Genomic DNA, 20981 nt, shown 5'->3' on the forward strand with positions numbered 1-20981 from the left:
CTCGATTTGACCACGCGGCAAGCCAGCCCGCGAGCGACGCTGCGGCCAGAGCGGTGCTATTTTGACGAAAAGGATGAGCGGACGGTTAATGCGCCTTCGTAACTCTCAGGTGCCGCGCGGCTTGACTCGCCGGGTCGGCAGCGCATTCGCCGGATCTTCTGGCCAGGGATGGCGCGGATAGCGGCCGCGCAGGTCGGAGCGAACCGCGCTGTAACTGCCGCGCCAGAAACCGGGGAGATCGCGCGTCACCTGTACCGGGCGCTGCGCCGGCGACAGCAATTCCAGCACCAGCGGCACCTTGCCCGCGGCGACCGACGGATGGGTGTTGAGGCCGAACAATTCCTGGAGCCGCACCGCGATGGTCGGCCCCTGCTCGGCCTCGTAGTTGATCGCGAGCACGCTGCCGGTCGGCGCCTCGAAATGCGTCGGCGCCTCGCGGTCGAGCCGCGCGCGCATCTCCCACGGCAACAATGCCATCAACGCGTCGGAGAGATCGCCGGTGGAGATGTCCTTCAGCGCGATCTTGTCGTAGAGCGCCGGCACCAGCCAGTCGTCGCGCCGCGCGATCAAGCCGTCGTCCGACAGGTCGGGCCAGCTGCCGCCTTCGGCCTTGCGCAAAAACATCACGCGGTCGCGCCATTGCTTTGCTGCCTTCGACCAGGGCAGCCGGTCGAGGCCGACGGCAATGAGCCCGTCGGCGAAGATGCGCGCGGTTTCCTCCGAGGGCGACACGGCAAGCGTCGCCTCGGAGAGAGTGATCGCGTGCAGCGCGCGCTTGCGCCGCGCCCGCAGCGCCATCGCACCGCGGTCGAACGAGATCTCGTCGACGGATTCGATATGCTCGGCGAAATGCTGCTCGATCTCGTCCTGCGTGATTTGCGCGGCGAGCAGAATGCGGCCGCTCGCCGCCGTCCCCGTCATCTCGCCGATCGCGATATAAGGTGCGCGGGCAAGTGACGATGTCTGATCGACGGCGGCACCACGGCCGTTGGCAAGCACGAAACTGCCATTGCCGCGATTCCGCGCGACGCGATCCGGGAAGGCATAGGCGAGCATCAGGCCGGTCGAGAGGTCACCTTCTCCGGCCGCCGTCTTCTCTGACGCCGCCACCTGTGAAGCCCAGCGCCGGGCGAGGTCGCGCGCGCTCGTTGCGCGTGGCGAGCGCTCGCGGCGGAACTGGTCGCGACGGTGTTCGAGATCGACGCTGTCGCCGCCGAGCCCGCGCTCGGTGATGATGGCGGCGATCTCGGCGGCGGCTTCGCCCTCGCCGGCACGATGCGAATCCACGATCATGCGCGCCAGCCGCGGCGGCAGCGCCAGCGCACGCAGGCTCTTGCCTTCCGCGGTGATGCGGCCGTCGCCATCGAGCGCATTGAGCTCGGAGAGCAGGCTCTTGGCTTCTTTCCAGGCCGGCGGCGGCGGCGGGTCGAGAAACGACAGCGCGGCAGCGTCAGCGATGCCCCATTGCGCGAGATCGAGCACCAGCGAGGACAGATCGGCGCTGAGGATTTCCGGTTGGGTATAGGGCGCCAGAGACGCCGTCTGCGGCTCGTCCCAGAGCCGGTAGCAGACACCGGGCTCGGTGCGGCCGGCGCGACCGCGGCGCTGGTCCGCCGCCGCGCGCGAGACGCGCACGGTCTCGAGCCGCGTCAGCCCGATGTCGGGTTCGTAACGCGGCACGCGGGCAAGACCGGAATCGACGACGATGCGCACGCCTTCGATGGTGAGCGAGGTTTCCGCGATCGAGGTCGCCAGCACCACCTTGCGCGTGCCCTTCGGCGCCGGCGAGATGGCACGGTCCTGCACCGCGGCATCGAGCGCGCCGAACAGCGGCACGATTTCGATACTGGCATCCTGCACGCGTTCGCTGAGGAAATTCTGGGTGCGGCGGATTTCGGCGGCACCCGGCAGGAACGCCAGCACCGAGCCGCTATCGGCGCGTAGCGCGGATGCGATCGCATCCGCCATCTGCCGCTCCACCGGCGCATCCGCCTTGCGGCCGAGATAGCGTGTTTCGACGGGAAAGGCGCGGCCCTCGCTTTCGACGACGGGCGCTTGCCCAAGCAGCTTTGCCACGCGGGCGCCATCGAGCGTTGCCGACATCACGAGGATGCGCAAATCCTCGCGCAGGCCCTGTTGCGCGTCGCGCGCCAGCGCAAGCCCCATATCGGCATCGAGCGAGCGCTCGTGGAATTCGTCGAACAGGACGGCGGCGACGCCTGACAGCTCGGGATCGTCGAGTATCTGACGGCTGAAGATGCCTTCGGTCACCACCTCGATGCGGGTCGCACGCGAGATTTTTGAGCCGAAGCGAACGCGGTAGCCGACGGTCTCGCCGGCCCTCTCGCCAAGCGACTTGGCCATGCGGTCGGCGCTGGCGCGCGCAGCAATGCGCCGCGGCTCGAGCACGATGATCTTCTTGCCCTTGGCCCAGGGGGCATCGAGCAGCGCGAGCGGCACGCGCGTGGTCTTGCCGGCGCCCGGAGGGGCGACCAGCACGGCCGCATTGTGCGCCTCCAGCGTGCGCGAGAGGTGGTCGAGCACGGCATCGATCGGAAGGGGCGTGTCGAAAGTGCGGGGCAAGTATCTCCGTCCCGTCATCACCCGCGAAGGCGGGTGATCCAGTAAACTCAGATCCCCGTGATTAAGAAGATCAGGATTACTGGATACCCCGCCTTCGCGGGGTATGACAATCATATGTGGCGATCAGCCCTGCACCGGCGGGCGGCCGATGCTTTCGTAGGTGAAGCCGGCCGCAGCCATGTCCTCGGGGCGGTAGATGTTGCGGAGATCGACGACGACGGGCTGGGCCATGGTCGCCTTCAGCCGGGCGAGATCGAGGCCGCGGAACTGCACCCATTCGGTGACGACAACCAGCGCATCGGCACCTTCGGCGCAGGAATAGGCGTCCTCGCAATAGGTGATGTTGGGCAGTTCGCCCTTGGCCTGCTCCATGCCGACGGGATCGAACGCCTTCACCTTCGCGCCCATGTCGATCAGGCCCGTGACCAGCGGGATCGACGGGGCATCGCGCATGTCGTCGGTGTCAGGCTTGAAGGTGAGGCCGAGCACGGCAATGGTCTTGCCGCGCAGTGAGCCGCCGAGCGCCTGGCTGACCTTGCGGGCCATCGCGCGCTTGCGGTTCTCGTTGACCGCCAGCACGGATTCGACGATGCGCAAGGACACGTCGTAGTCCTGCGCGATCTTGATCAGCGCCTTGGTGTCCTTCGGAAAGCACGAGCCGCCGAAGCCGGGGCCGGCATGCAGGAATTTGGTGCCGATGCGGTTGTCCAGCCCGATGCCGCGCGCGACCTCCTGCACGTTGGCGCCGACCTTTTCGGAGAGGTCCGCGATCTCGTTGATGAAGGTGATCTTGGTCGCGAGGAAGGCGTTCGCGGCGTATTTGATCATCTCGGCGGTACGGCGCTCCGTAAACATCAGCGGAGCCTGGTTCAGCGACAGCGGACGGTAGATGTCGCCCATCACCTTGCGACCGCGCTCGTCGGAGGTGCCGACGACGACGCGATCGGGAAACTTGAAGTCGCGGATCGCGGCGCCCTCGCGCAGGAATTCGGGGTTGGAGGCGACGACGACGTCGGCCTTGGGGTTGGTCTCGTGGATGATGCGCTCGACCTCGTCGCCGGTGCCGACCGGAACGGTCGACTTCGTCACCACGACGGTGAAACCGGACAGCGACTGCGCGATCTCTTTCGCAGCGGCGTAGACATAGGACAGATCGGCGTGGCCATCACCGCGGCGCGACGGCGTGCCGACCGCGATGAACACGGCATCGGCATCGGCGACCGGCTTGGACAGGTCGGTGGTGAACTCCAGCCGCTTGGCCTTGACGTTGGTCGCAACGAGTTCGTCGAGCCCGGGTTCGTAGATCGGGATCTCGCCGCGATGAAGTGCAGCGATCTTCTTCTCGTCCTTGTCGACGCAGATGACGTCGTGACCGAAATCTGCAAAGCAGGCCCCGGACACCAGTCCCACATAGCCCGTTCCGATCATCGCGATTCGCATGAAAAAACCTGTTTTGGCTTGGTTAATGAAATCCCAATTCGGGGAAAGGTTTAGCATTTTCCCCATGGAAGGGAACCGTCAGCCCGCAAAAACCGGGCACTTGAATTGCAACGGTAAACAAATCGAAAGCCGCAAGGCGCCACACTGCTCCGCGTTCACACAGATCCGGGCGGAACACGCCTCGAAAAGGGACACCATGGCATCATCGGGCACAATCGCCACGAGCGGGGGGCTCAAGGCCCCCTCTGCTGCGCGTGTCGATTGGGTCGATTACGCCAAGGGCATCTGCATCGTCATGGTCGTGATGATGCATTCGGTGCTGGGGGTCGAGCTCGCCGCCGGCCAGACCGGTTTCATGCATGTCGCCGTGGCCTTCGCAAAGCCGTTCCGGATGCCGGATTTCTTCCTGATTTCGGGCCTGTTCCTGCCACTGGTGATCGACCGGGACTGGCGAACCTATCTCGACCGCAAGGTGGTGCATTTCGCCTATTTCTATGTCGTGTGGGTGACAATCCAGTTCGGCTTCAAGGCCCCCGCATTCGCCGCCGAAACCAGCTGGCGCGACGCCGGTCTGCTGTATCTGGAATCCTTCGTCGAGCCGTTCGGCACGCTCTGGTTCATCTATCTGCTGCCGATCTTTTTCGTCGTCACAAAACTGACACGGCGAATCCCACCGCCCGCGATCTGGCTTATCGCGGCCGCGCTGGAGACGGCGCGTGTTGCAACCGGCTGGACCGCGATCGACGAGTTCTGCGCGCGCTTCGTCTATTTCTACTCGGGCTACCTGTTCGCGCCCTACGTGTTCGCGCTGGCGGACCGCGCGCGCAATCATCCCGCATGGGCGCTGGCAGCGCTCGCGACATGGGCGCTGGTCAATGCCGGCCTGGTTACACTCGGCGCGAGTGAATGGAAGATCGTGTCGTTGGTGCTCGGCTTCGCCGGCGCCTGCGCCATCATCACCATGGGCACGCTGCTCGCACGCGGCCGCTGGTTGAATTTTTTCCGCTTCTGCGGCGAGCATTCGATCGTGATCTATCTCGCCTTCTTCCTGCCGATGGCGGCCACGCGAACCCTGCTGCTACGCACGGGTGTCATTCCCGACATCGGCACGGTGTCGCTGATCGTCACCATCGTCGGCGTGATCGGAGCACTCGCGATCTGGCAGGCGGCGTTGCGGCTCAACGCCAATTTCCTGTTCGAGCGGCCGGATGCATTCTGGATTGTACCGAAGAAGGCCGGGGCGCGGCTGCAGCCGGGCTCGCTGTCGTCGCCCGGCTCGACCGGGCGACCCAGTATTCCAGAGATCGCAGTGATCGACCGATAAGCCGCGGCGTACTGGATGCCCCCACGACAGCGGGGGATAGCTGCGTCACTGCCCTAAAAATCCCACCCGCAAGGCTGTCAAAGCCCGCAAAAATTCATACATTGCGGCATGCCCAAAATCTCCCCGAAAGCTGCCGAACCCACGTCCGCCAAGCCCGTCGCCGCCAAACCCGTCGCCGCCAAGCCGGCCGGCAAGGGCGACCACGTCTTCCTGGTCGACGGTTCCGGCTACATCTTCCGCGCCTACCATGCGCTGCCGCCGCTGAACCGCAAGTCCGACGGCCTGCAGGTCAATGCCGTGCTCGGCTTCTGCAACATGCTGTGGAAGCTGTTGCGCGACATGCCCCCCGACAACCGGCCGACGCATCTGGCAATCATCTTCGACAAGTCGGAAATGACCTTTCGCAACAAGATCTATCCTGAGTACAAGGCCCACCGGCCGCCTGCGCCTGACGATCTGATCCCGCAATTTTCGCTGATCCGCGAAGCGGTGCGCGCGTTCGACCTGCCTTGCCTGGAACAGGTCGGCTTCGAGGCCGACGATCTGATTGCGACCTATGTGCGGCAAGCCTGCGAGCGCGGCGCCAGCGCGACCATCGTGTCCTCCGACAAGGACCTGATGCAACTCGTCACCGATTGCGTCACCATGTACGACACCATGAAGGACCGCCGCATCGGCATCCCCGAGGTGATCGAGAAGTTTGGCGTGCCGCCGGAGAAGGTGGTGGAAGTGCAGGCACTGGCCGGCGATTCCACCGACAACGTTCCTGGCGTGCCCGGCATCGGCATCAAGACCGCGGCACAGCTGATCACCGAATATGGCGATCTCGACCAATTGCTGTTCCGCGCCACCGAGATCAAGCAGCCGAAGCGGCGCGAGGCGCTGATCGAGCATGCGGAAAAGGCGCGCATCTCGCGCCAGCTCGTGCTGCTCGACGACAAGGTCGCGCTGGAGGTGCCGCTGGACGATCTCGCCGTCCATGAGCCCGATGCGCGCAAGCTGGTCGCTTTCCTGAAGGCGATGGAGTTCACGACGCTGACGCGCCGCGTTGCCGACTATTCGCAGATTGATCCTGCCAACGTCGATGCCGATCCCGGCTATGCCAGCGGCGCCAGCGTCTTCTCGCCGCTGCCGCCTTCGGACGTCGTGCCGGCACCAGGAGCCGGCACGCCGGCGCAAGTTCAGGCGGGCCAGCGCAACGCATCGGCGAGCAAAGAGGACAAGGCCGCGAGCCCGAAAGGCGCGCCGATTTCTCTCGCAGCCGCGCGCGAAGATGTTTTGCGCAAGCTTCCGGTCGATCGCGGCAAGTACCAGGCCATCAAGACACTCGCGGAATTAAACGCGTTCATCGCGCGCATCCATGATGCCGGCCATGTCTCGGTCGAGATCCGGGGAAACTCGATCGACCCGATGCAGGCCGATCTCTGCGGCATCGCGCTGGCGCTGGCCCCGAACGAGGCCTGCTACGTGCCGCTGGCGCACAAGCAGTCCGGCGGCGGCGCCGGCCTGTTCGACGCGGGCCTCGCGCCCGATCAAGTCAAGCACGACGATGCTATCGAAGCGCTGCGGCCGGTGCTGGAATCATCAGGCATTCTCAAGATCGGCTTCGACGTCAAATTCACCGCCGTGATGCTGGCGCAACACGGCATCACCTTGCGCAACGCCGACGACGCGCAGCTGATCTCCTATGTGCTGGACGCCGGCCGCGGCTCGCATGGGCTGGAGTCGCTTTCCGAGCGTTGGTTTGGTCACGCCATGCTGAAGGAGAACGAGCTGCTCGGCAGCGGCAAGGGCAAGATCACGTTCGACCAGGTGCCGATCGACAAGGCCGCGCCGCTGTCGGCGGAAGGCGCCGACATCGCCTTGCGCGTCTGGCGCGTCCTGAAGCCGCGCCTTGTCGCCGAGCACATGACCACCGTCTACGAGACGCTGGAACGCCCGCTGGTCACAGTGCTCGCACGTATGGAGCGGCGCGGCATCTCGATCGACCGCCAGGTGCTGTCGCGTCTCTCCGGCGACTTCGCCCAAACCGCGGCCCGCGTCGAAGCCGAGATCCAAGGGATCGCGGGCGAGCCCGTCAATGTCGGTAGCCCGAAGCAGATCGGCGATATCCTGTTCGGCAAGATGGGACTGTCCGGCGGCACCAAGACAAAGACCGGCGCGTGGTCCACCACCGCTCAGGTGCTCGACGAGCTGGCCGAGCAGGGCCATGACCTCCCGAAGAAGATTCTGGAGTGGCGCCAGGTCTCGAAGCTGAAATCGACCTACACCGACGCGCTGCCGACCTACGTCCATCGACAGACCCACCGCGTGCACACGACCTACGCGCTGGCCGCGACCACGACGGGCCGGCTGTCGTCGAACGAGCCGAATTTGCAGAACATTCCGGTGCGCACCGAGGACGGACGCAAGATCCGGCGCGCCTTCATCGCGACATCGGGGCACAAGCTCGTCTCCGCCGACTATTCGCAGATCGAGCTACGGCTGCTCGCCGAGATCGCCGACATTCCCGTGCTGAAGCAGGCGTTTCGCGACGGTCTCGACATTCACGCCATGACGGCATCGGAGATGTTCGGCGTGCCGATCGAGGGCATGCCGAGCGAAATCCGGCGACGCGCCAAGGCGATCAATTTCGGCATCATCTACGGCATTTCGGCGTTCGGCCTCGCCAACCAGCTCGGCATCGCGCGCGAGGAGGCCTCCGCCTACATCAAGAAATACTTCGAGCGCTTCCCCGGCATCCGCGCCTATATGGACGAGACGCGGGATTTCTGCCGGAGCCACGGCTACGTCACCACGCTGTTTGGCCGGAAGATGTACTATCCCGACATCAAGGCTTCGAACGCCTCGGTGCGCGCCTTCAACGAGCGCGCGGCAATCAACGCGCGGCTCCAGGGCACCGCCGCCGACATCATCCGCCGCGCCATGACGCGGATGGAGGATGCGCTGGCCGAGAAGAAGCTGTCGGCGCAGATGCTGCTCCAGGTGCATGACGAATTGATCTTCGAAGTGCCCGACGCCGAGGTCGCAGCGACGCTGCCGGTCGTGCAGCACGTGATGCAGGACGCGCCGTTCCCGGCGGTGCTGCTCTCGGTGCCGCTGCATGTGGACGCGCGCGCGGCGAACAATTGGGACGAGGCGCACTGATTTTTCTTGCCTCGCCCCGCTTGCGGGGCGAGGCAGCGTAGCGCGTGCGGCCGCACCTGAATTGTCCTCCGTGCAATTGCGCGATGGCCTCGCGATCCCCCGCACATTAAAACCGTGCCGTCTCTCGCACCGGTTCAGCCATGCCCCACACGTCCGCCCTGCTTGGCTTCGCTCTGGTCTGCCTCGGCCTCGTGCTCACGCCCGGGCCGAACATGATCTACTTGATCTCGCGTTCGATCACGCAGGGACCGGCGGCGGGCATCGTCTCGCTCGGCGGCGTGGCGCTGGGCTTCGTGTTCTACATGCTGTGCGCGGCGTTCGGCATCACGGCGCTGCTGCTCGCCATTCCCTTTGCCTATGACGCGTTGCGCTTTGCCGGCGCCGGTTATCTGTTGTGGCTCGCCTGGCAGGCGGTGAAGCCCGGTGGGCGCTCGCCGTTCCAGATGAAGCAGCTTTCGATCGACAGCCCGCGCAAATTGTTCGCAATGGGGTTCGTCACTAACCTGCTCAACCCGAAGATCGCGATGCTGTATCTCGCGCTGCTGCCGCAGTTCATCGACCCTACCGCCAGCAGCGTGCTGACGCAGTCGGTGGTGCTCGGTGCGATCCAGATCGCGATCAGTGTCAGCGTGAATGCGATGATCGCGCTCGCGGCAGGATCGATCGCGCTGTTTCTGACGAGTCGGCCGAGCTGGATGCTGGTGCAGCGCTGGCTGATGGGCACGGTGCTGGCCGGGCTCGCGGTGCGGATGGCGGTGGAAGCGAAGAAGGTGTGACTGCTTTTTTCCTTCTCCCCTTACGGAAGAAGGTGGCGCGAAGCGCCGGATGAGGGGTTCTCTCCTCGAGCACAGATGCGGGTGAGTTCGGCGAGACAGGCCCCTCACCCGGCTCGCCGCTGCGCGGCGAGCCACCCTCCCCCGCAAGGGGCAAGCGGGGGAGGGAGAAGAAACCTCAATCCAGCTTCGCCTCCATGCCCCGCTTCACCGCCGGGCGGGCCATCAGGGCCTCGTACCAGCGCTTGACGTTGGGGAAATCGGCCAGCTCAACCTTGTGGCGAGGGTGGCGCCATGCCCAGCCCAGGATGGCAAAATCGGCAACCGAGATCTCGCCGGCGACGAAATCGCGGTCCGCTAGCCGGCGGTCGAGCACGCCGTAGAGTCGGCGCGTCTCGGCCATATAGCGCTTGAGGCCGTAGGCGCGGTCCTGCTCGTTCTCGAGCGCGATGAAATGGTGCACCTGGCCCGGCATCGGGCCGAAGCCGCCCATCTGCCACATCAGCCATTCATAGACCGGGATGCGGCCGGCCAGCGATTTCGGCAGGAATTTGCCGGTCTTTTCGCCGAGATAAAGCAGGATCGCGCCGGACTCGAAGAGGCTGACGGGCTTGCCGTCCGGCCCATCGGGGTCGAGGATCGCCGGAATCTTGTTGTTGGGTGAGAGCTTCAGGAAATCCGGCGCCATCTGCTCGCCCTTGCTGATGTTCACCGGCACCACCTTGTAGGGCAGCCCCATTTCCTCCAGCGCGACCGAGATCTTGCGGCCGTTCGGCGTGTTCCAGGTGTGCAGCTCGATGGTCATTTTTCGCGTTTCCTTGCCCCGTTACCTTGCGCAGTTTCCTTGGCCAGTTTCGTGGCCCAGTTTCCTGCCCAAGAGATATCTGGCATCCACCTACTCCAGAAGGTTGCACCCCCACAACCGGCGGGCGGGGATGGCCGATCCCTGTTGACGGGGGAAGCCCCCTCTGGAATGTCGCGTCCGTCGCGGATAAATTCCGCCACTTCCAAAAACGCTCCCGAGGGCCCGCCGTGTCTAAATCAGCCTCCCGCGCCCGACTGTTCGAGATCATCCGCCGGCGCTCCTTCGGCCGCGGCGAGGTGACGCTCGCGTCGGGCCGCAAGAGCGATTTCTACTTCAACCTCAAGCCGACCATGCTCGATCCGGAGGGCGCCACTCTGCTTGCCGAACTGACCTATGAAGCGCTGAAGGACGACCAGCTCGATTTCATCGGCGGGCTCGAGATGGGCGCGGTGCCGCTGGCCGGCGCGCTGGCGCAGATCTCCTGGATCAAGGGCCATCCGATCGCGGCCTTCTTCGTGCGCAAGAAGCCGAAGGAGCATGGCGCGAAGCTTGTCATCGAGGGACTGCCCAGGGGCGAGACGCTCGAGGGCAAGCGCGTCGTCATCGTCGAGGATGTCACCACCACCGGCGGCTCGGCGCTGAAAGCGGTGGAATCCGTGCGCGAGGCGGGCGCCGAAGTGGTGCTGGTGCTGACCATGGTGGACCGCGAGGAAGGCGCCGACGACACATTTGGCGCGGCCGGCCTGCCGTTCCGCTCGCTGTACAAGGCCTCGGAGTTTTTGAAGGCTTAAGGGCGCCCCGTCCCGGGCGCACCGCAGCATCCGGGGCACGAAGCCTCGCCCTCAACCGCTCATTTACCACCCCGCGTTATGGTGAATCATGTGCTGAGATCTGATGGTCCCGGCCGGTCGCGTAGCGTCGGGTGGAGTAAGCGTTTGCGTACAGTCATGTCCCATGCGCGCCGGCCGCGGCGCGTGATGCTTGTCGCCGCCACACTGGCAGCACCGCTGCTTGCGGCTCCGGCCCCGGTTTCGGCCGAAGGCCTGTTCGACTTCTTCTTCGGCGGAATGCAGCAGCAGCGGCCGCAGCGTGAGGTGCCGAAACAGGCGAGCTCCTACACCGACCCCTTCACCGGCCAGCAGAACGCCGCATCCCCGCAATACGTGCCGCCGACGCGATCGGCGGCGGCCGGCGGCTCGGGACCCGCATTCTGCGTGCGCAGCTGCGACGGCAAATATTTTCCGCTGATGCGCGGCCTCACCTCGCCGGCGCAGATGTGTCAGGCATTCTGTCCTGCCAGCACGACAAAAATCTATTTCGGCTCCTCGATCGACGGCGCCGCGTCGCAGACCGGCGAGCGCTACGCCGACAGCGAGAATGCGTTCGCCTATCGCAAGGCGCTGCGCGCCGACTGCACCTGCAACGGCCGCGAGCCGGTCGGCCTCGCTCCGGTCGATCTGGCACTGGACTCGTCGCTGAAACCCGGCGACGTGATCGCCACCACCGACGGCCTCGTCGCCTACACCGGCATCCGCGTCGGTAACGACCAGGCTGCCGACTTCACCCCGGTTGCCTCCTATCCCGGCCTCACGGCGCAGGTTCGCGCGCGCCTCGGCGAGATGAGGGTGGCGCCGGTGCGCGCAGAGACGGTCGCGGCGGATGCCCCCGCCGCGGAGATCGTGCGCGAGACGCTGCCTGACGTGACGGTGCCGAAGACGCAGAAGCCGGCGAAGCGGGCGGGGCTGGATTGAGATCCTCATGGTGAGGAGGCGCGTAGCGCCGTCTCGAACCATAGAGGCCCGACTCGGGCAGCTCGATCTTCATCCTTCGAGACGCGCGCAAGCGCGCTCCTCAGGATGAGGAGCGAGAGCACTACCTACCGATGATCACCCCGATCACGTTCGGCGCCGCCAGATATTTCTCCTCGATCGCTGCGCGCGCGGCGGCGCGGTTGTCCGCCGTGAGCAGGCCGCGCTTTTCGGCCAAGATCATCCAGCAAAAGCCCCACCAGTCGGTGAGCATGCCCTGATCGTCGACGAGGTCGTAGCCCTGCTCGGCCGCGAAGATGCGCGCATGCGCTTCGTCCAGCGTGTCGAGGAACAGATGGTCCTCGGCCGAGAACAAATCGTCGCTGACGTCGTCGATGGTGTAACGCCAGATCGACTGGCACACCGCATTGAACTCGCGGTCGAACTGGTCGTCATCGACGGCGTAACGCCGCGCCGCCTGATGCAGCCGCGATAGCGAGCGCGCGAAATCGGCGATCCTGGTGAGGGCAAATTGATCGAAGGCAATGGTGGACATGTAGTCCTCGCAAAGTCTGACGGACGCTAGATATGGTGTCGGCCGCACGCCGAATCACAACGATATATCAAAGACTTGCTAAAGTGTTCTTAATTTGTTCCAGCGCCTCCACAGGGTCCTCCCGGCGAAGGCCAGGACCCATAACCACCGCTGTCAGACGTCTTGGAAATGGGCGCCCAGCAATGAATGCACCCGCCGCGTACTACGTCTACATTCTAGCGAGCCGGCGATACGGCACTTTGTACATCGGCGTCTGCAATGACCTGAGCAATCGATTGTCCCTGCATCGTTCGGGACGCGGTTCGAAGTTCGTCACCAAGTATGGTGTGACGCGGCTAGTGTATGTTGAAACATACGTTTCACCATCCGAAGCGATCGCGCGTGAGAAGGCGTTAAAGGAGTGGCATCGTGACTGGAAGATTCGCCTGATCGAACAGGAAAATCCGGATTGGCGCGATCTATCGCATCTTCTCTGATCGCGGTCGTTATGGGTCCCGGCCTTCGCCTGGCCTTCGCCGGGACGACACCAATTTCGGCGCAGTACACTTCCCTCAATTCGCCGCCGACATCAGCCTGTCCCCACACGCGCTCGCATAAAACTTGCCTCCGCATTGGCGCTTGATGGCGGCGCAGCGCATGGCGGGGGATGCGTTTTGCGGGAGAGTGACGGCGCAACTCAGGCCGTCGGCGCTGCGGCCCGTCTCGCCGGCGGCGAAGGCTGCGCCGGAGGCGGTGATACAGACGACGAGGAAGGCGACCGCGGCGATTTCGATCAGCAGTCTCATCAGAGGCTTCATGGGACGTCTTCTCCACACTGATGGCTGAATCTGCCGCCATTCTAGCACCAAATCCACGTTTCCCCGTAGGCGTCCGGGTTCCCAAATCGGCCCGTTCCTTGCATAATTTTACGCCAGCGCAGTGCACGGCCGCGCCAGCGATGGTTCCGGTACGGTGCCAAGATGCGTAGGGTGAGTAGTAGTCTTTCGACCAGGAAGTGACGGCTTTGCAAGATTCATCGTTCCAGCCCAATTTTCCCGCACCCGCACCCGGCCAGCCCATCGACGAACTCGCACTGGCTGAGATCAAGGGCGCGATCCTGGCGAAGCTGCGCCTCGCCGTCGGCAAGGACGCGGGCATGGCGACCAGGCACGACTGGTACCAGGCCGCGGCGCTGGCGCTGCGCGACCGTATCGTGCATCGCTGGCTCAGCGCGGAGAAACGCAGCTACGATGCCGGGCGCAAGCGCGTCTATTATCTCTCGCTCGAATTTTTGATCGGCCGTCTCTTCACCGACGCGCTCAACAATATGGGGCTTCTCAAGATCTTCGAGGTCGCGCTCGGCGATCTCGGCGTATCGCTGCCGGAACTGCGCAAATGCGAGCCGGACGCCGCGCTCGGCAATGGCGGCCTTGGCCGCCTCGCCGCCTGCTTCATGGAAAGCATGGCGACGCTGTCGATCCCCGCGATCGGATACGGCATCCGTTATGATTACGGCCTGTTCCGCCAGATCATCAATCAGGGCTGGCAGCAGGAATATCCGGACGAATGGCTCGGCTTCGGCAACCCCTGGGAATTGCAGCGGCCGGAAGTGATCTATGACATCAATTTCGGCGGCGGCATCGAGCATGTCGACGACAAGGGCCGCGACCGCGCGATCTGGCATCCGTCCGAAACCGTGCAGGCGATCGCCTATGATACGCCGATCGTCGGCTGGCGCGGTCAGCACGTCAACGCGCTGCGACTGTGGTCGGCGCGCTCGCCCGATCCGTTGAAGCTCGACGCCTTCAACAAGGGCGACTATGTCAGCGCCACCGCCGAGCAATCGCGCGCGGAAGCGATCTGCAAATTCCTCTATCCGAACGACGAGAGTCCGGCGGGACGCGAGTTGCGGCTGCGCCAGGAATATTTCTTCGTCTCGGCTTCGCTGCAGGATCTGATCAAGCGGCATCTTGCGTCGGACGGCCAACTCCGCGGCCTGTCGAGCAAGGTCGCGGTGCAGCTCAACGACACCCATCCGAGCCTCGCCGTCACCGAGCTGATGCGCATCCTCGTCGACCTGCACAATTTCCGCTGGGACGAAGCCTGGAAGATCACGGTCGCTACGCTATCCTACACCAACCACACGCTGCTGCCCGAGGCGCTCGAGACCTGGCCGGTCGAGCTGTTCGAGCGGCTGCTGCCGCGGCATCTCGAGATCATCTACCGCATCAACGTGCAGCATCTCGCGCTCGCCGAAGCGCGCGCGCCCGGCGACATCGACTTCCGTGCCTCGGTCTCGCTGATTGACGAGAGGAGCGGGCGGCGCGTGCGCATGGGCCAGCTCGCCTTCGTCGGCTCGCACCGCATCAACGGCGTCTCGGCGATGCATTCGGACCTGATGCGCGAGACCGTGTTCCACGACCTCAACCATCTTTATCCCGGCCGCATCACCAACAAAACCAACGGCATCACCTTCCGCCGCTGGCTGATGCTGGCGAACCCGAAGCTGACAGATTTGTTGCGCGAGACCTGCGGCGACGCCGTGCTCGACGATCCGATGCAGCTCAGCCTGATCGAAGCCCGCGCCAGCGACGTCGAATTCCAGCGCAAATTCCGCGCGGTCAAGCTTCACAACAAGACCGCGCTCGCCCGCCTGATCGGCGAGCGGCTCGGCATCAAGGTCGATCCGACCGCGCTGTTCGACGTGCAGATCAAGCGCATCCACGAATACAAGCGCCAGCTTCTCAACGTCATCGAGACAGTCGCGCTGTACCAGGCGATCAAGGACGATCCCAGCGGCAATTGGGTGCCGCGGGTGAAGATCTTTGCGGGCAAGGCGGCCGCGAGCTACCGCTACGCCAAGCTGATCATCAAGCTGATCAACGACGTTGCGGAAGTCATCAATAACGATCCCGCGATCGACGGCAAGCTCAAGGTCGTCTTCCTGCCGGACTACAATGTCAGCCTCGCCGAGGTGATCATTCCGGCGGCCGACCTGTCCGAGCAGATCTCGACTGCCGGCATGGAAGCCTCCGGCACCGGCAACATGAAGCTGTCGCTGAACGGTGCTCTCACCATCGGCACGCTCGACGGCGCCAACATCGAGATCCGCGACCATGTCGGCGCGGAGAACATCGCGATCTTCGGCATGGAAGCCGGCGACGTGATGATGCGGCGCAAGCAGGGGCTGGACGCCTCCGACGTGATCCGCAATTCGCCAAAGCTCCAGCGCGCCATCAATGCGATCGGCGCCGGCGAGTTCTCGCCCGGCGATCCCGGCCGCTTCGAATCCATCGCGCACGCGCTACGCTACCTCGACCATTACATGGTCAGCGCCGATTTCGATTCTTATTACGAGGCGCAGCGCAGCGTCGATGCGCGCTGGCAAGTGGCGCCGGCCTGGACGCGCGCCTCCATCCTCAACGTCGCGCGCATGGCGTGGTTCTCCTCCGACCGTACCATCCGCGAATATGCCGAGGAAATCTGGAATGTACCGGTCAATCCGATCACGCCGCCATTCCAGGACGCGGAGGACCAGCGCGGCGCGGCCGGCTGATTTTCCGCAGCGTGAAATCGGCTACTCCAGAGGTAATTGCACAGGCCAGCGACGGACGTGATATGACGTCCGTCATTGAGCGCCGGACATGACAATGCACGCCAAGCTTCCGCACCCTTTCGACGACGCCACCCGCATCACCGCGGGCGATAGCAGCTGGCAAGGGCACACCAGTGACGATTACTGGGCCTTCGTCGGCCCGTTCGGCGGCGTCACCGCGGCGACCATTTTGCGCGCGCTGATCGACCATCCGGAACGCGCCGGTGATCCGCTGGCGCTTACCGTCAATTACTGCGCGCCGATCGCGAAGGGGCCGTTTGATCTCGACCTGCGGCTAGTGAAGGCCAACCGCTCCAGCCAGCACTGGAACGTCGAACTGTCGCAAGGCGGCGGCGAGGTCGCAACGCTCGCCACTGCCGTATTCGCCGAACGCCGGCCGTCCTGGGAGCACAGGGTGGCGCAATATCCTGACACTAAGCCGTTCGAAGAGACGCTGCCGTTCCCGAAGATCGCGGCGTCCTGGGCCAACCAGTATGAATTCCGGTTTGTCGAGGGCGAGATGAGGATCGGGCCGCCGCAGGCCGAGCTCGCCAGCACCTATTCAAAAATATGGATCGGCGACCGCACGCCACGCAAGCTCGACATGCCGTCGCTGATGTCGATGTCGGACGCCTTCTTCGGCCGCATCTTCCACGCGCGGCGCGAGCTGGTGCCGTTCGGCACGGTGTCGCTGACGACGTATTTTCACACTGACAGTGAAGAGCTCGCGGCCGAGGACATCACCCGTGTGCTCGCGACGGCCGACGCGAAGATCATGCACAAGAGCTACGCCGACCAGAACGCCGAGCTGTGGTCCCCGAACGGGCGACTGCTCGCGACGACAACGCAGATTGCGTATTTCAAGGCGTAGGCGCTTCCGCGGATTCGTCATTGCGAGCACAGCGAAGCAATCCAGACTATTTCCGCTGAGGGATTCTGGATTGCTTCGCTGCGCTCGCAATGACAAGTGGAGAGATATCGCACAAACAAAGGGCGGCGTTGCGGCCGCCCTTTTGTATTCAAGCAGAAGCAATCTACTCGGCCGCGAGCTTCACGTCCGGCGCAGCGGCGCGGACCTCGGCGTCGACCTGCGCTTCGAACTTGGCAAAGTTCTTCTGGAACATGCCGACCAGCGCACGGGCGGTCTTGTCGAACTCGTCCTTGTCCTTCCAGGTGTTGACCGGGTTGAGGATCTCGCTCGGCACACCCGGCAGCGCGGTCGGGACCGCGAAGCCGAAATATTTGTCGGTGCGGAATTCGACGTTGCGAAGCGAGCCGTCGAGCGCGGCGGTGAGCAGCGCGCGCGTCACCTTGATCGGCATACGCGAGCCGGTGCCGTACTTGCCGCCGGTCCAGCCGGTGTTGACCAGCCAGCAGTCGACATTGTGCTGGGCGATCAGGTCGCGCAGCATGTTGCCGTAGACGCTGGGGTCGAGCGGCAGGAAGGGCGAACCGAAGCAGGTCGAGAATTCCGGCTGGGGCTCGTTGCCGAGACCGCGCTCGGTGCCGGCGACCTTGGCGGTGTAGCCCGACAGGAAGTGATACATCGCCTGCGCCGGCGACAGCTTGGCAATCGGCGGCAGCACGCCGAAGGCATCGGCGGCGAGCATCACCACGTTCTTCGGCTGCGGCGCGCGGCCGGTGCGCGAGGCGTTCGGGATGAATTCGAGCGGATAGGCCGAACGCGTGTTCTCGGTCTTGGAGCCGTCGTCGAAATCGACCACGCGAGTGTCTTCGTCGAGCACGCAGTTCTCGAGCACCGCGCCGAAGCGCGTCGAGGCCGCGTAGATCTCGGGCTCGGCTTCCTGCGACAGCTTGATGCACTTGGCATAGCAGCCGCCTTCGAAATTGAAGACACCGTTCGGGCCCCAGCCGTGCTCGTCGTCGCCGATCAGCGTGCGGTTGGGATCGGCGGACAGCGTGGTCTTGCCGGTGCCGGACAGGCCGAAGAAGATCGCGGCATCGCCCTTGGCGCCGACGTTGGCCGAGCAATGCATCGGCATCACGCCACGCTCGGGCAGATAGTAGTTCAGCGTGGTGAAGACCGACTTCTTCATCTCGCCGGCATAATAAGACCCGCCGATCAGCACGATCTTGCGGGCGAAATCAATCGCGACGACGTTCTCCGACTTGCAGCCATGGCGCTTCGGATCGGCGCGGAAGCTCGGCATGTCGATGATAGTGAGCTCCGGCGTGAAGCTCGGCAGCTCGACCGCCTCGGGGCGGATCAGCAGCGTGCGGATGAACAGCGAATGCCAGGCGAGCTCGGTGAAGACGCGAGTCTTGATGCGGTAGGCCGGATCGGCGCCGCCGTAGAGGTCCTGCGCGAACAGCGACTTGCCTTCGGCGTGCTTGAGGAAGTCCTGGTAGAGCGTCTCGAACTGCTCTGCGGTGATCGACTGGTTGCCGGCCCACCACATCTTCTTGTCGGTGGTGGCGTCACGCACCGTGAACTTGTCCTTGGGGCTGCGGCCGGTGAACTCGCCGGTGTCGGCGCAGAGCGCGCCATCGGCCGACAGCACCGCCTCGCCCGCGGAGAGCGAGTATTGATAGAGTTGCGGCGCACCGAGGTTCCAGTGAACCTGCTTGAGATTCTTTAAACCGAATTTGTCGGCACCGAAGGCACCGTTGCGCACGCCCGTCTCTTGCACGAAAAATCCTCCTAGAACCCGCGACTCTCAGCGCGATCATGCTTTAGCGCCGTCGCGGTCACCGTGAATGATAGGCCATCCGGCCTCGGCTGCGCGACCTAATACTGATGAACGCTGGCGTTGCCAAGCTGATCCCGCAGGATTTGGTTTATTCAAGGACCGCACCAAACGCCGCGCATGTCAGCTCTGAGCAGGCGCATCAAAAAATCACGAATGATCGCGCAACCAAATGCACGTTTCGGCGTTTCCCAAGGTTATTGCGACGCACAAATGCCCAAGGACAGTTTCTCTGAGCAATTTCTAACGCCGTCCTATCGTGCCTCGCCTTCGCCGATGAGCGCGAACGGCCCCCACATCGCGGGATAGCCATTGCGCGGTGACGAGGTGTCATCAACATAGGTTAACATCGCGCGGCGCAAAGCTTCGGCACGACCGATTTTTGGATCGTTTTTGAGCAGCTCGAAAGTCGTCGTGGTCAGGCGGGTGGCAGCTTCCGAATCCACCGCCCAATGCGAGACCAGCAGGGCGCGGGCGCCGGCATAGAAGAACGAGCGTGCCAGTCCCGACAGCGCCTCGGCGCCGGGCTTGTCGCCTGCGATGGTGTTGCAGGGCCGACAGTACAACCCAATCCGCATTGAGCTTGAGCTGGGCGACTTCACTCGCGGTAAGCAGACCGTCATCGAGCTCAGTGGGCTGATCGGGAATGGAGAGCGCGAGCGAGGGCTCACCCAGGCCTTTGATATCACCGGCAACGAGACCGTGGGTGGCAAAGTAGATGATGCCGTATTGAGCAAGCGCTGCACGCTTGAGCGTCGTCTCGCTGGCGTCGCGGCCGAGATGGATATCGGCCTCGGCAGCCCCGACATCCTTGGCCACCGCGTTCAACTCGTTGGCGGTATCCGGCAGTTGCGGCAACGCCTGCGCAAGCCGCGCGCGATCGACGCCGGCACCGCGCCAGAAGTCGGTATAGGCGATGGTCGCGATGCTGCGCGTGGCGACCTTGCCGTTCGCGGCGCGCCGCTCGGCGGGCGCTTCAAGCGCAGGATTGAACACGGGATCGCCAAAGCCGGTCATCGGCTTCACGCCATGATCCCTCCGCGCGAAGGCGCGCAGCGATTTCAGGCTGACCACCGACGGCAGCACCGAGACGGCCTGACGCCGCAGCAGCCAGGCGGCGCCGCGATAGCCTTCGAGCACACCTAGGTTGTTCAACGCGGCGGAGAGTTCGCGACCGGTGTCGCTCTTCTCCAGGCTCGCGACCATGCCTTGCGCCAAAGGCAGTGCTTCCGAAGATTTGCCGGCGCTCATGAGTGCGTTGATCCGCGCGCTCTCCGCGGCGAGACCTTATCTGGGCAAGGCCTTTCTGAGCAAAGCTTGGCGTGACAAGCGATGCGGTAATCGAGAGCGCCAAACCCGCAACCAGCGCCAGTCGATTATATCGTGCCATGAACAGCTCGCCGCCGCCTTCTGACCGGTTACGGTACCGATTACGGACTTGGGTCGCGGCGATGGGCAGCAGCGTTCAAATTTTGGCGCTCTGGTCCGTCTTTGTGCGCGCTTCGCCAGCGAGGCGGACCAGCATCTTGCGCAGCGCCGTGCCATCAGCCACCCGCTCCGGGAAGTCCAGCCGCAGCACGGTCTGGCCGTCCTGCATATCGATGCCCTCAGGATCGCAACCGATGCAGCGCCAGTCGCCCTCGGCCGCGTCGAGCAGTTTTGTTGCATAGAGGCCCATGGCGTCGCGGTGGTCGGCATTCATGTGCGCGACCGCTCCCTCCTCCGCCGCCAGCAGATCCTCGGCCCCGGTGAGATCCGTGAGGAATTGCCCGGGCTTGAGATCGACGATGCGGCCGAAGCCGGCAACCAGATGGGTTCCCGTGGGCCGGATCCGGTAGAAGGAGAAATCCTTGAAGGAAACAAACGCTTCCGCAGAGGGATGGGCAGCGAGATACCGTCGCCGGAGCAGATCCTTGTCGGCATCGGCCTGCTCGGCGTGACCGGACAGCATGATCCGGGCGCCCTCCAGAGGATCGCCCGCCGCCCGCTCGTCCAGCATCAGGGAGACCCGGCTATCGGCCAGGATGTTCCTGGTGTGCACGGCCAATCCCGAGATCAGCAGGATGGGCGAGCCGTCCGGATGGCTGGCCAGATTGACCAGGGAACAATAGGGATCGCCGCTGCCGGCCATCAACGTTGCCAGGGCCCCCTGCCGCGACCGCCGCAGCAGCGATTTGGCGAGCTTTCCGGGGTCGAAATCGGAGGTCGGTTGCATCGGCTTTCTCGGCTCAGGTGGTTGCATGGAGGGCCATTTTTCGGGTAAACCGGGGCCTGGTTATGGGTCGAGATACGGCGAACCTGCCGTGTTTCGTGGAACTTGGTC

14 protein-coding genes and 2 pseudogenes are annotated in these 20981 nt (G+C 64.3%); 8 read left to right on the forward strand and 8 right to left on the reverse strand.

Features of this window, described 5'->3' with window-relative positions:
* Positions 1 to 105 precede the first annotated feature (105 nt).
* Together hrpB and IVB27_RS22340 are read right to left on the reverse strand one after the other, a co-directional pair.
* On the reverse strand, positions 106 to 2583 hold the full coding sequence (gene hrpB / locus IVB27_RS22335; protein ID WP_247445363.1) for an ATP-dependent helicase HrpB: 2478 nt from the start codon (positions 2581 to 2583) through the stop codon (positions 106 to 108).
* Between the two features lie 123 nt (positions 2584 to 2706).
* Entirely contained in the window at positions 2707 to 4023 is a 1317-nt protein-coding gene (locus tag IVB27_RS22340; protein ID WP_247445364.1) for a UDP-glucose dehydrogenase family protein, read from the reverse strand.
* A 196-nt stretch (positions 4024 to 4219) separates the two neighbouring features.
* Between IVB27_RS22340 and IVB27_RS22345 the strand changes: the two are divergent.
* The 3 genes and pseudogenes from IVB27_RS22345 to IVB27_RS22355 all read left to right on the forward strand — a co-directional run.
* Positions 4220 to 5275 (forward strand): annotated as a pseudogene (locus IVB27_RS22345) (acyltransferase family protein); the annotation flags it as partial.
* A gap of 180 nt (positions 5276 to 5455) precedes the next feature.
* On the forward strand, positions 5456 to 8494 hold the full coding sequence (gene polA, locus IVB27_RS22350; RefSeq protein ID WP_247445366.1) for a DNA polymerase I: 3039 nt from the start codon (positions 5456 to 5458) through the stop codon (positions 8492 to 8494).
* A gap of 140 nt (positions 8495 to 8634) precedes the next feature.
* Positions 8635 to 9270: a LysE family translocator gene (locus IVB27_RS22355; protein ID WP_247445367.1), complete on the forward strand. Its 636-nt coding sequence runs from the start codon at positions 8635 to 8637 to the stop codon at positions 9268 to 9270.
* A 175-nt stretch (positions 9271 to 9445) separates the two neighbouring features.
* On the opposite strand, the gene IVB27_RS22360 is transcribed toward IVB27_RS22355, so the two are convergent.
* Complete coding sequence (locus IVB27_RS22360) at positions 9446 to 10072, reverse strand: glutathione S-transferase family protein (protein ID WP_247445368.1); 627 nt, start codon at positions 10070 to 10072, stop codon at positions 9446 to 9448.
* 227 nt (positions 10073 to 10299) lie between these two features.
* Between IVB27_RS22360 and pyrE the strand changes: the two genes are divergently transcribed.
* Together pyrE and IVB27_RS22370 are read left to right on the forward strand one after the other, a co-directional pair.
* Entirely contained in the window at positions 10300 to 10863 is a 564-nt protein-coding gene (gene pyrE, locus IVB27_RS22365) for an orotate phosphoribosyltransferase (protein ID WP_247348712.1), read from the forward strand.
* A gap of 186 nt (positions 10864 to 11049) precedes the next feature.
* On the forward strand, positions 11050 to 11823 hold the full coding sequence (locus IVB27_RS22370) for a DUF2865 domain-containing protein (protein WP_247445472.1): 774 nt from the start codon (positions 11050 to 11052) through the stop codon (positions 11821 to 11823).
* Positions 11824 to 11944: 121 nt separating this feature from the next.
* On the opposite strand, the gene IVB27_RS22375 is transcribed toward IVB27_RS22370, so the two are convergent.
* On the reverse strand, positions 11945 to 12376 hold the full coding sequence (locus IVB27_RS22375) for a hypothetical protein (protein ID WP_247445369.1): 432 nt from the start codon (positions 12374 to 12376) through the stop codon (positions 11945 to 11947).
* 182 nt (positions 12377 to 12558) lie between these two features.
* On the opposite strand from IVB27_RS22375, the gene IVB27_RS22380 reads away from it, so the two are divergent.
* On the forward strand, positions 12559 to 12852 hold the full coding sequence (locus IVB27_RS22380; protein WP_247445370.1) for a GIY-YIG nuclease family protein: 294 nt from the start codon (positions 12559 to 12561) through the stop codon (positions 12850 to 12852).
* A 75-nt stretch (positions 12853 to 12927) separates the two neighbouring features.
* Here IVB27_RS22380 and IVB27_RS22385 read toward each other — a convergent pair whose 3' ends face one another.
* Entirely contained in the window at positions 12928 to 13161 is a 234-nt protein-coding gene (locus tag IVB27_RS22385) for a hypothetical protein (RefSeq protein ID WP_247445371.1), read from the reverse strand.
* Between the two features lie 218 nt (positions 13162 to 13379).
* Here IVB27_RS22385 and IVB27_RS22390 point away from each other — a divergent pair, with 218 nt between their 5' ends.
* Both IVB27_RS22390 and IVB27_RS22395 read left to right on the forward strand, forming a co-directional pair.
* Positions 13380 to 15911 carry a glycogen/starch/alpha-glucan phosphorylase gene (locus tag IVB27_RS22390; RefSeq protein WP_247445372.1) on the forward strand — a complete coding sequence of 844 codons (2532 nt, stop codon included), beginning with the start codon at positions 13380 to 13382 and terminating at the stop codon, positions 15909 to 15911.
* Between the two features lie 94 nt (positions 15912 to 16005).
* A complete protein-coding gene (locus IVB27_RS22395) occupies positions 16006 to 16821 on the forward strand; it encodes an acyl-CoA thioesterase (protein WP_247445373.1) in 816 nt (271 codons plus the stop codon).
* Between the two features lie 163 nt (positions 16822 to 16984).
* Here IVB27_RS22395 and IVB27_RS22400 read toward each other — a convergent pair whose 3' ends face one another.
* The 3 genes and pseudogenes from IVB27_RS22400 to IVB27_RS22410 all read right to left on the reverse strand — a co-directional run bounded on the left by IVB27_RS22400 (position 16985) and on the right by IVB27_RS22410 (position 20873).
* A complete protein-coding gene (locus IVB27_RS22400; protein ID WP_247445374.1) occupies positions 16985 to 18601 on the reverse strand; it encodes a phosphoenolpyruvate carboxykinase in 1617 nt (538 codons plus the stop codon).
* Positions 18602 to 18912: 311 nt separating this feature from the next.
* Positions 18913 to 19795, reverse strand: a pseudogene (locus tag IVB27_RS22405) (CHAT domain-containing protein); the annotation flags it as partial.
* A 328-nt stretch (positions 19796 to 20123) separates the two neighbouring features.
* On the reverse strand, positions 20124 to 20873 hold the full coding sequence (locus IVB27_RS22410; RefSeq protein ID WP_247445375.1) for a HugZ family pyridoxamine 5'-phosphate oxidase: 750 nt from the start codon (positions 20871 to 20873) through the stop codon (positions 20124 to 20126).
* Positions 20874 to 20981: the final 108 nt, after the last annotated feature.

The organism is Bradyrhizobium sp. 197, assembly GCF_023073375.1.
In the GTDB taxonomy this organism is placed as follows: domain Bacteria; phylum Pseudomonadota; class Alphaproteobacteria; order Rhizobiales; family Xanthobacteraceae; genus Bradyrhizobium.

Bases quoted from the DNA above. Each gene is read 5' to 3' on its own strand.
- IVB27_RS22340 (WP_247445364.1), bottom strand. From the start codon at position 4,023: ATGCGAATCGCGATGATCGGAACGGGCTATGTGGGACTGGTGTCCGGG.
- polA (WP_247445366.1), top strand. From the start codon at position 5,456: ATGCCCAAAATCTCCCCGAAAGCTGCCGAACCCACGTCCGCCAAGCCC.
- IVB27_RS22355 (WP_247445367.1), top strand. From the start codon at position 8,635: ATGCCCCACACGTCCGCCCTGCTTGGCTTCGCTCTGGTCTGCCTCGGC.
- IVB27_RS22360 (WP_247445368.1), bottom strand. From the start codon at position 10,072: ATGACCATCGAGCTGCACACCTGGAACACGCCGAACGGCCGCAAGATC.
- IVB27_RS22370 (WP_247445472.1), top strand. From the start codon at position 11,050: ATGCTTGTCGCCGCCACACTGGCAGCACCGCTGCTTGCGGCTCCGGCC.
- IVB27_RS22375 (WP_247445369.1), bottom strand. From the start codon at position 12,376: ATGTCCACCATTGCCTTCGATCAATTTGCCCTCACCAGGATCGCCGAT.
- IVB27_RS22380 (WP_247445370.1), top strand. From the start codon at position 12,559: ATGAATGCACCCGCCGCGTACTACGTCTACATTCTAGCGAGCCGGCGA.
- IVB27_RS22385 (WP_247445371.1), bottom strand. From the start codon at position 13,161: ATGAGACTGCTGATCGAAATCGCCGCGGTCGCCTTCCTCGTCGTCTGT.
- IVB27_RS22395 (WP_247445373.1), top strand. From the start codon at position 16,006: ATGCACGCCAAGCTTCCGCACCCTTTCGACGACGCCACCCGCATCACC.
- IVB27_RS22410 (WP_247445375.1), bottom strand. From the start codon at position 20,873: ATGCAACCGACCTCCGATTTCGACCCCGGAAAGCTCGCCAAATCGCTG.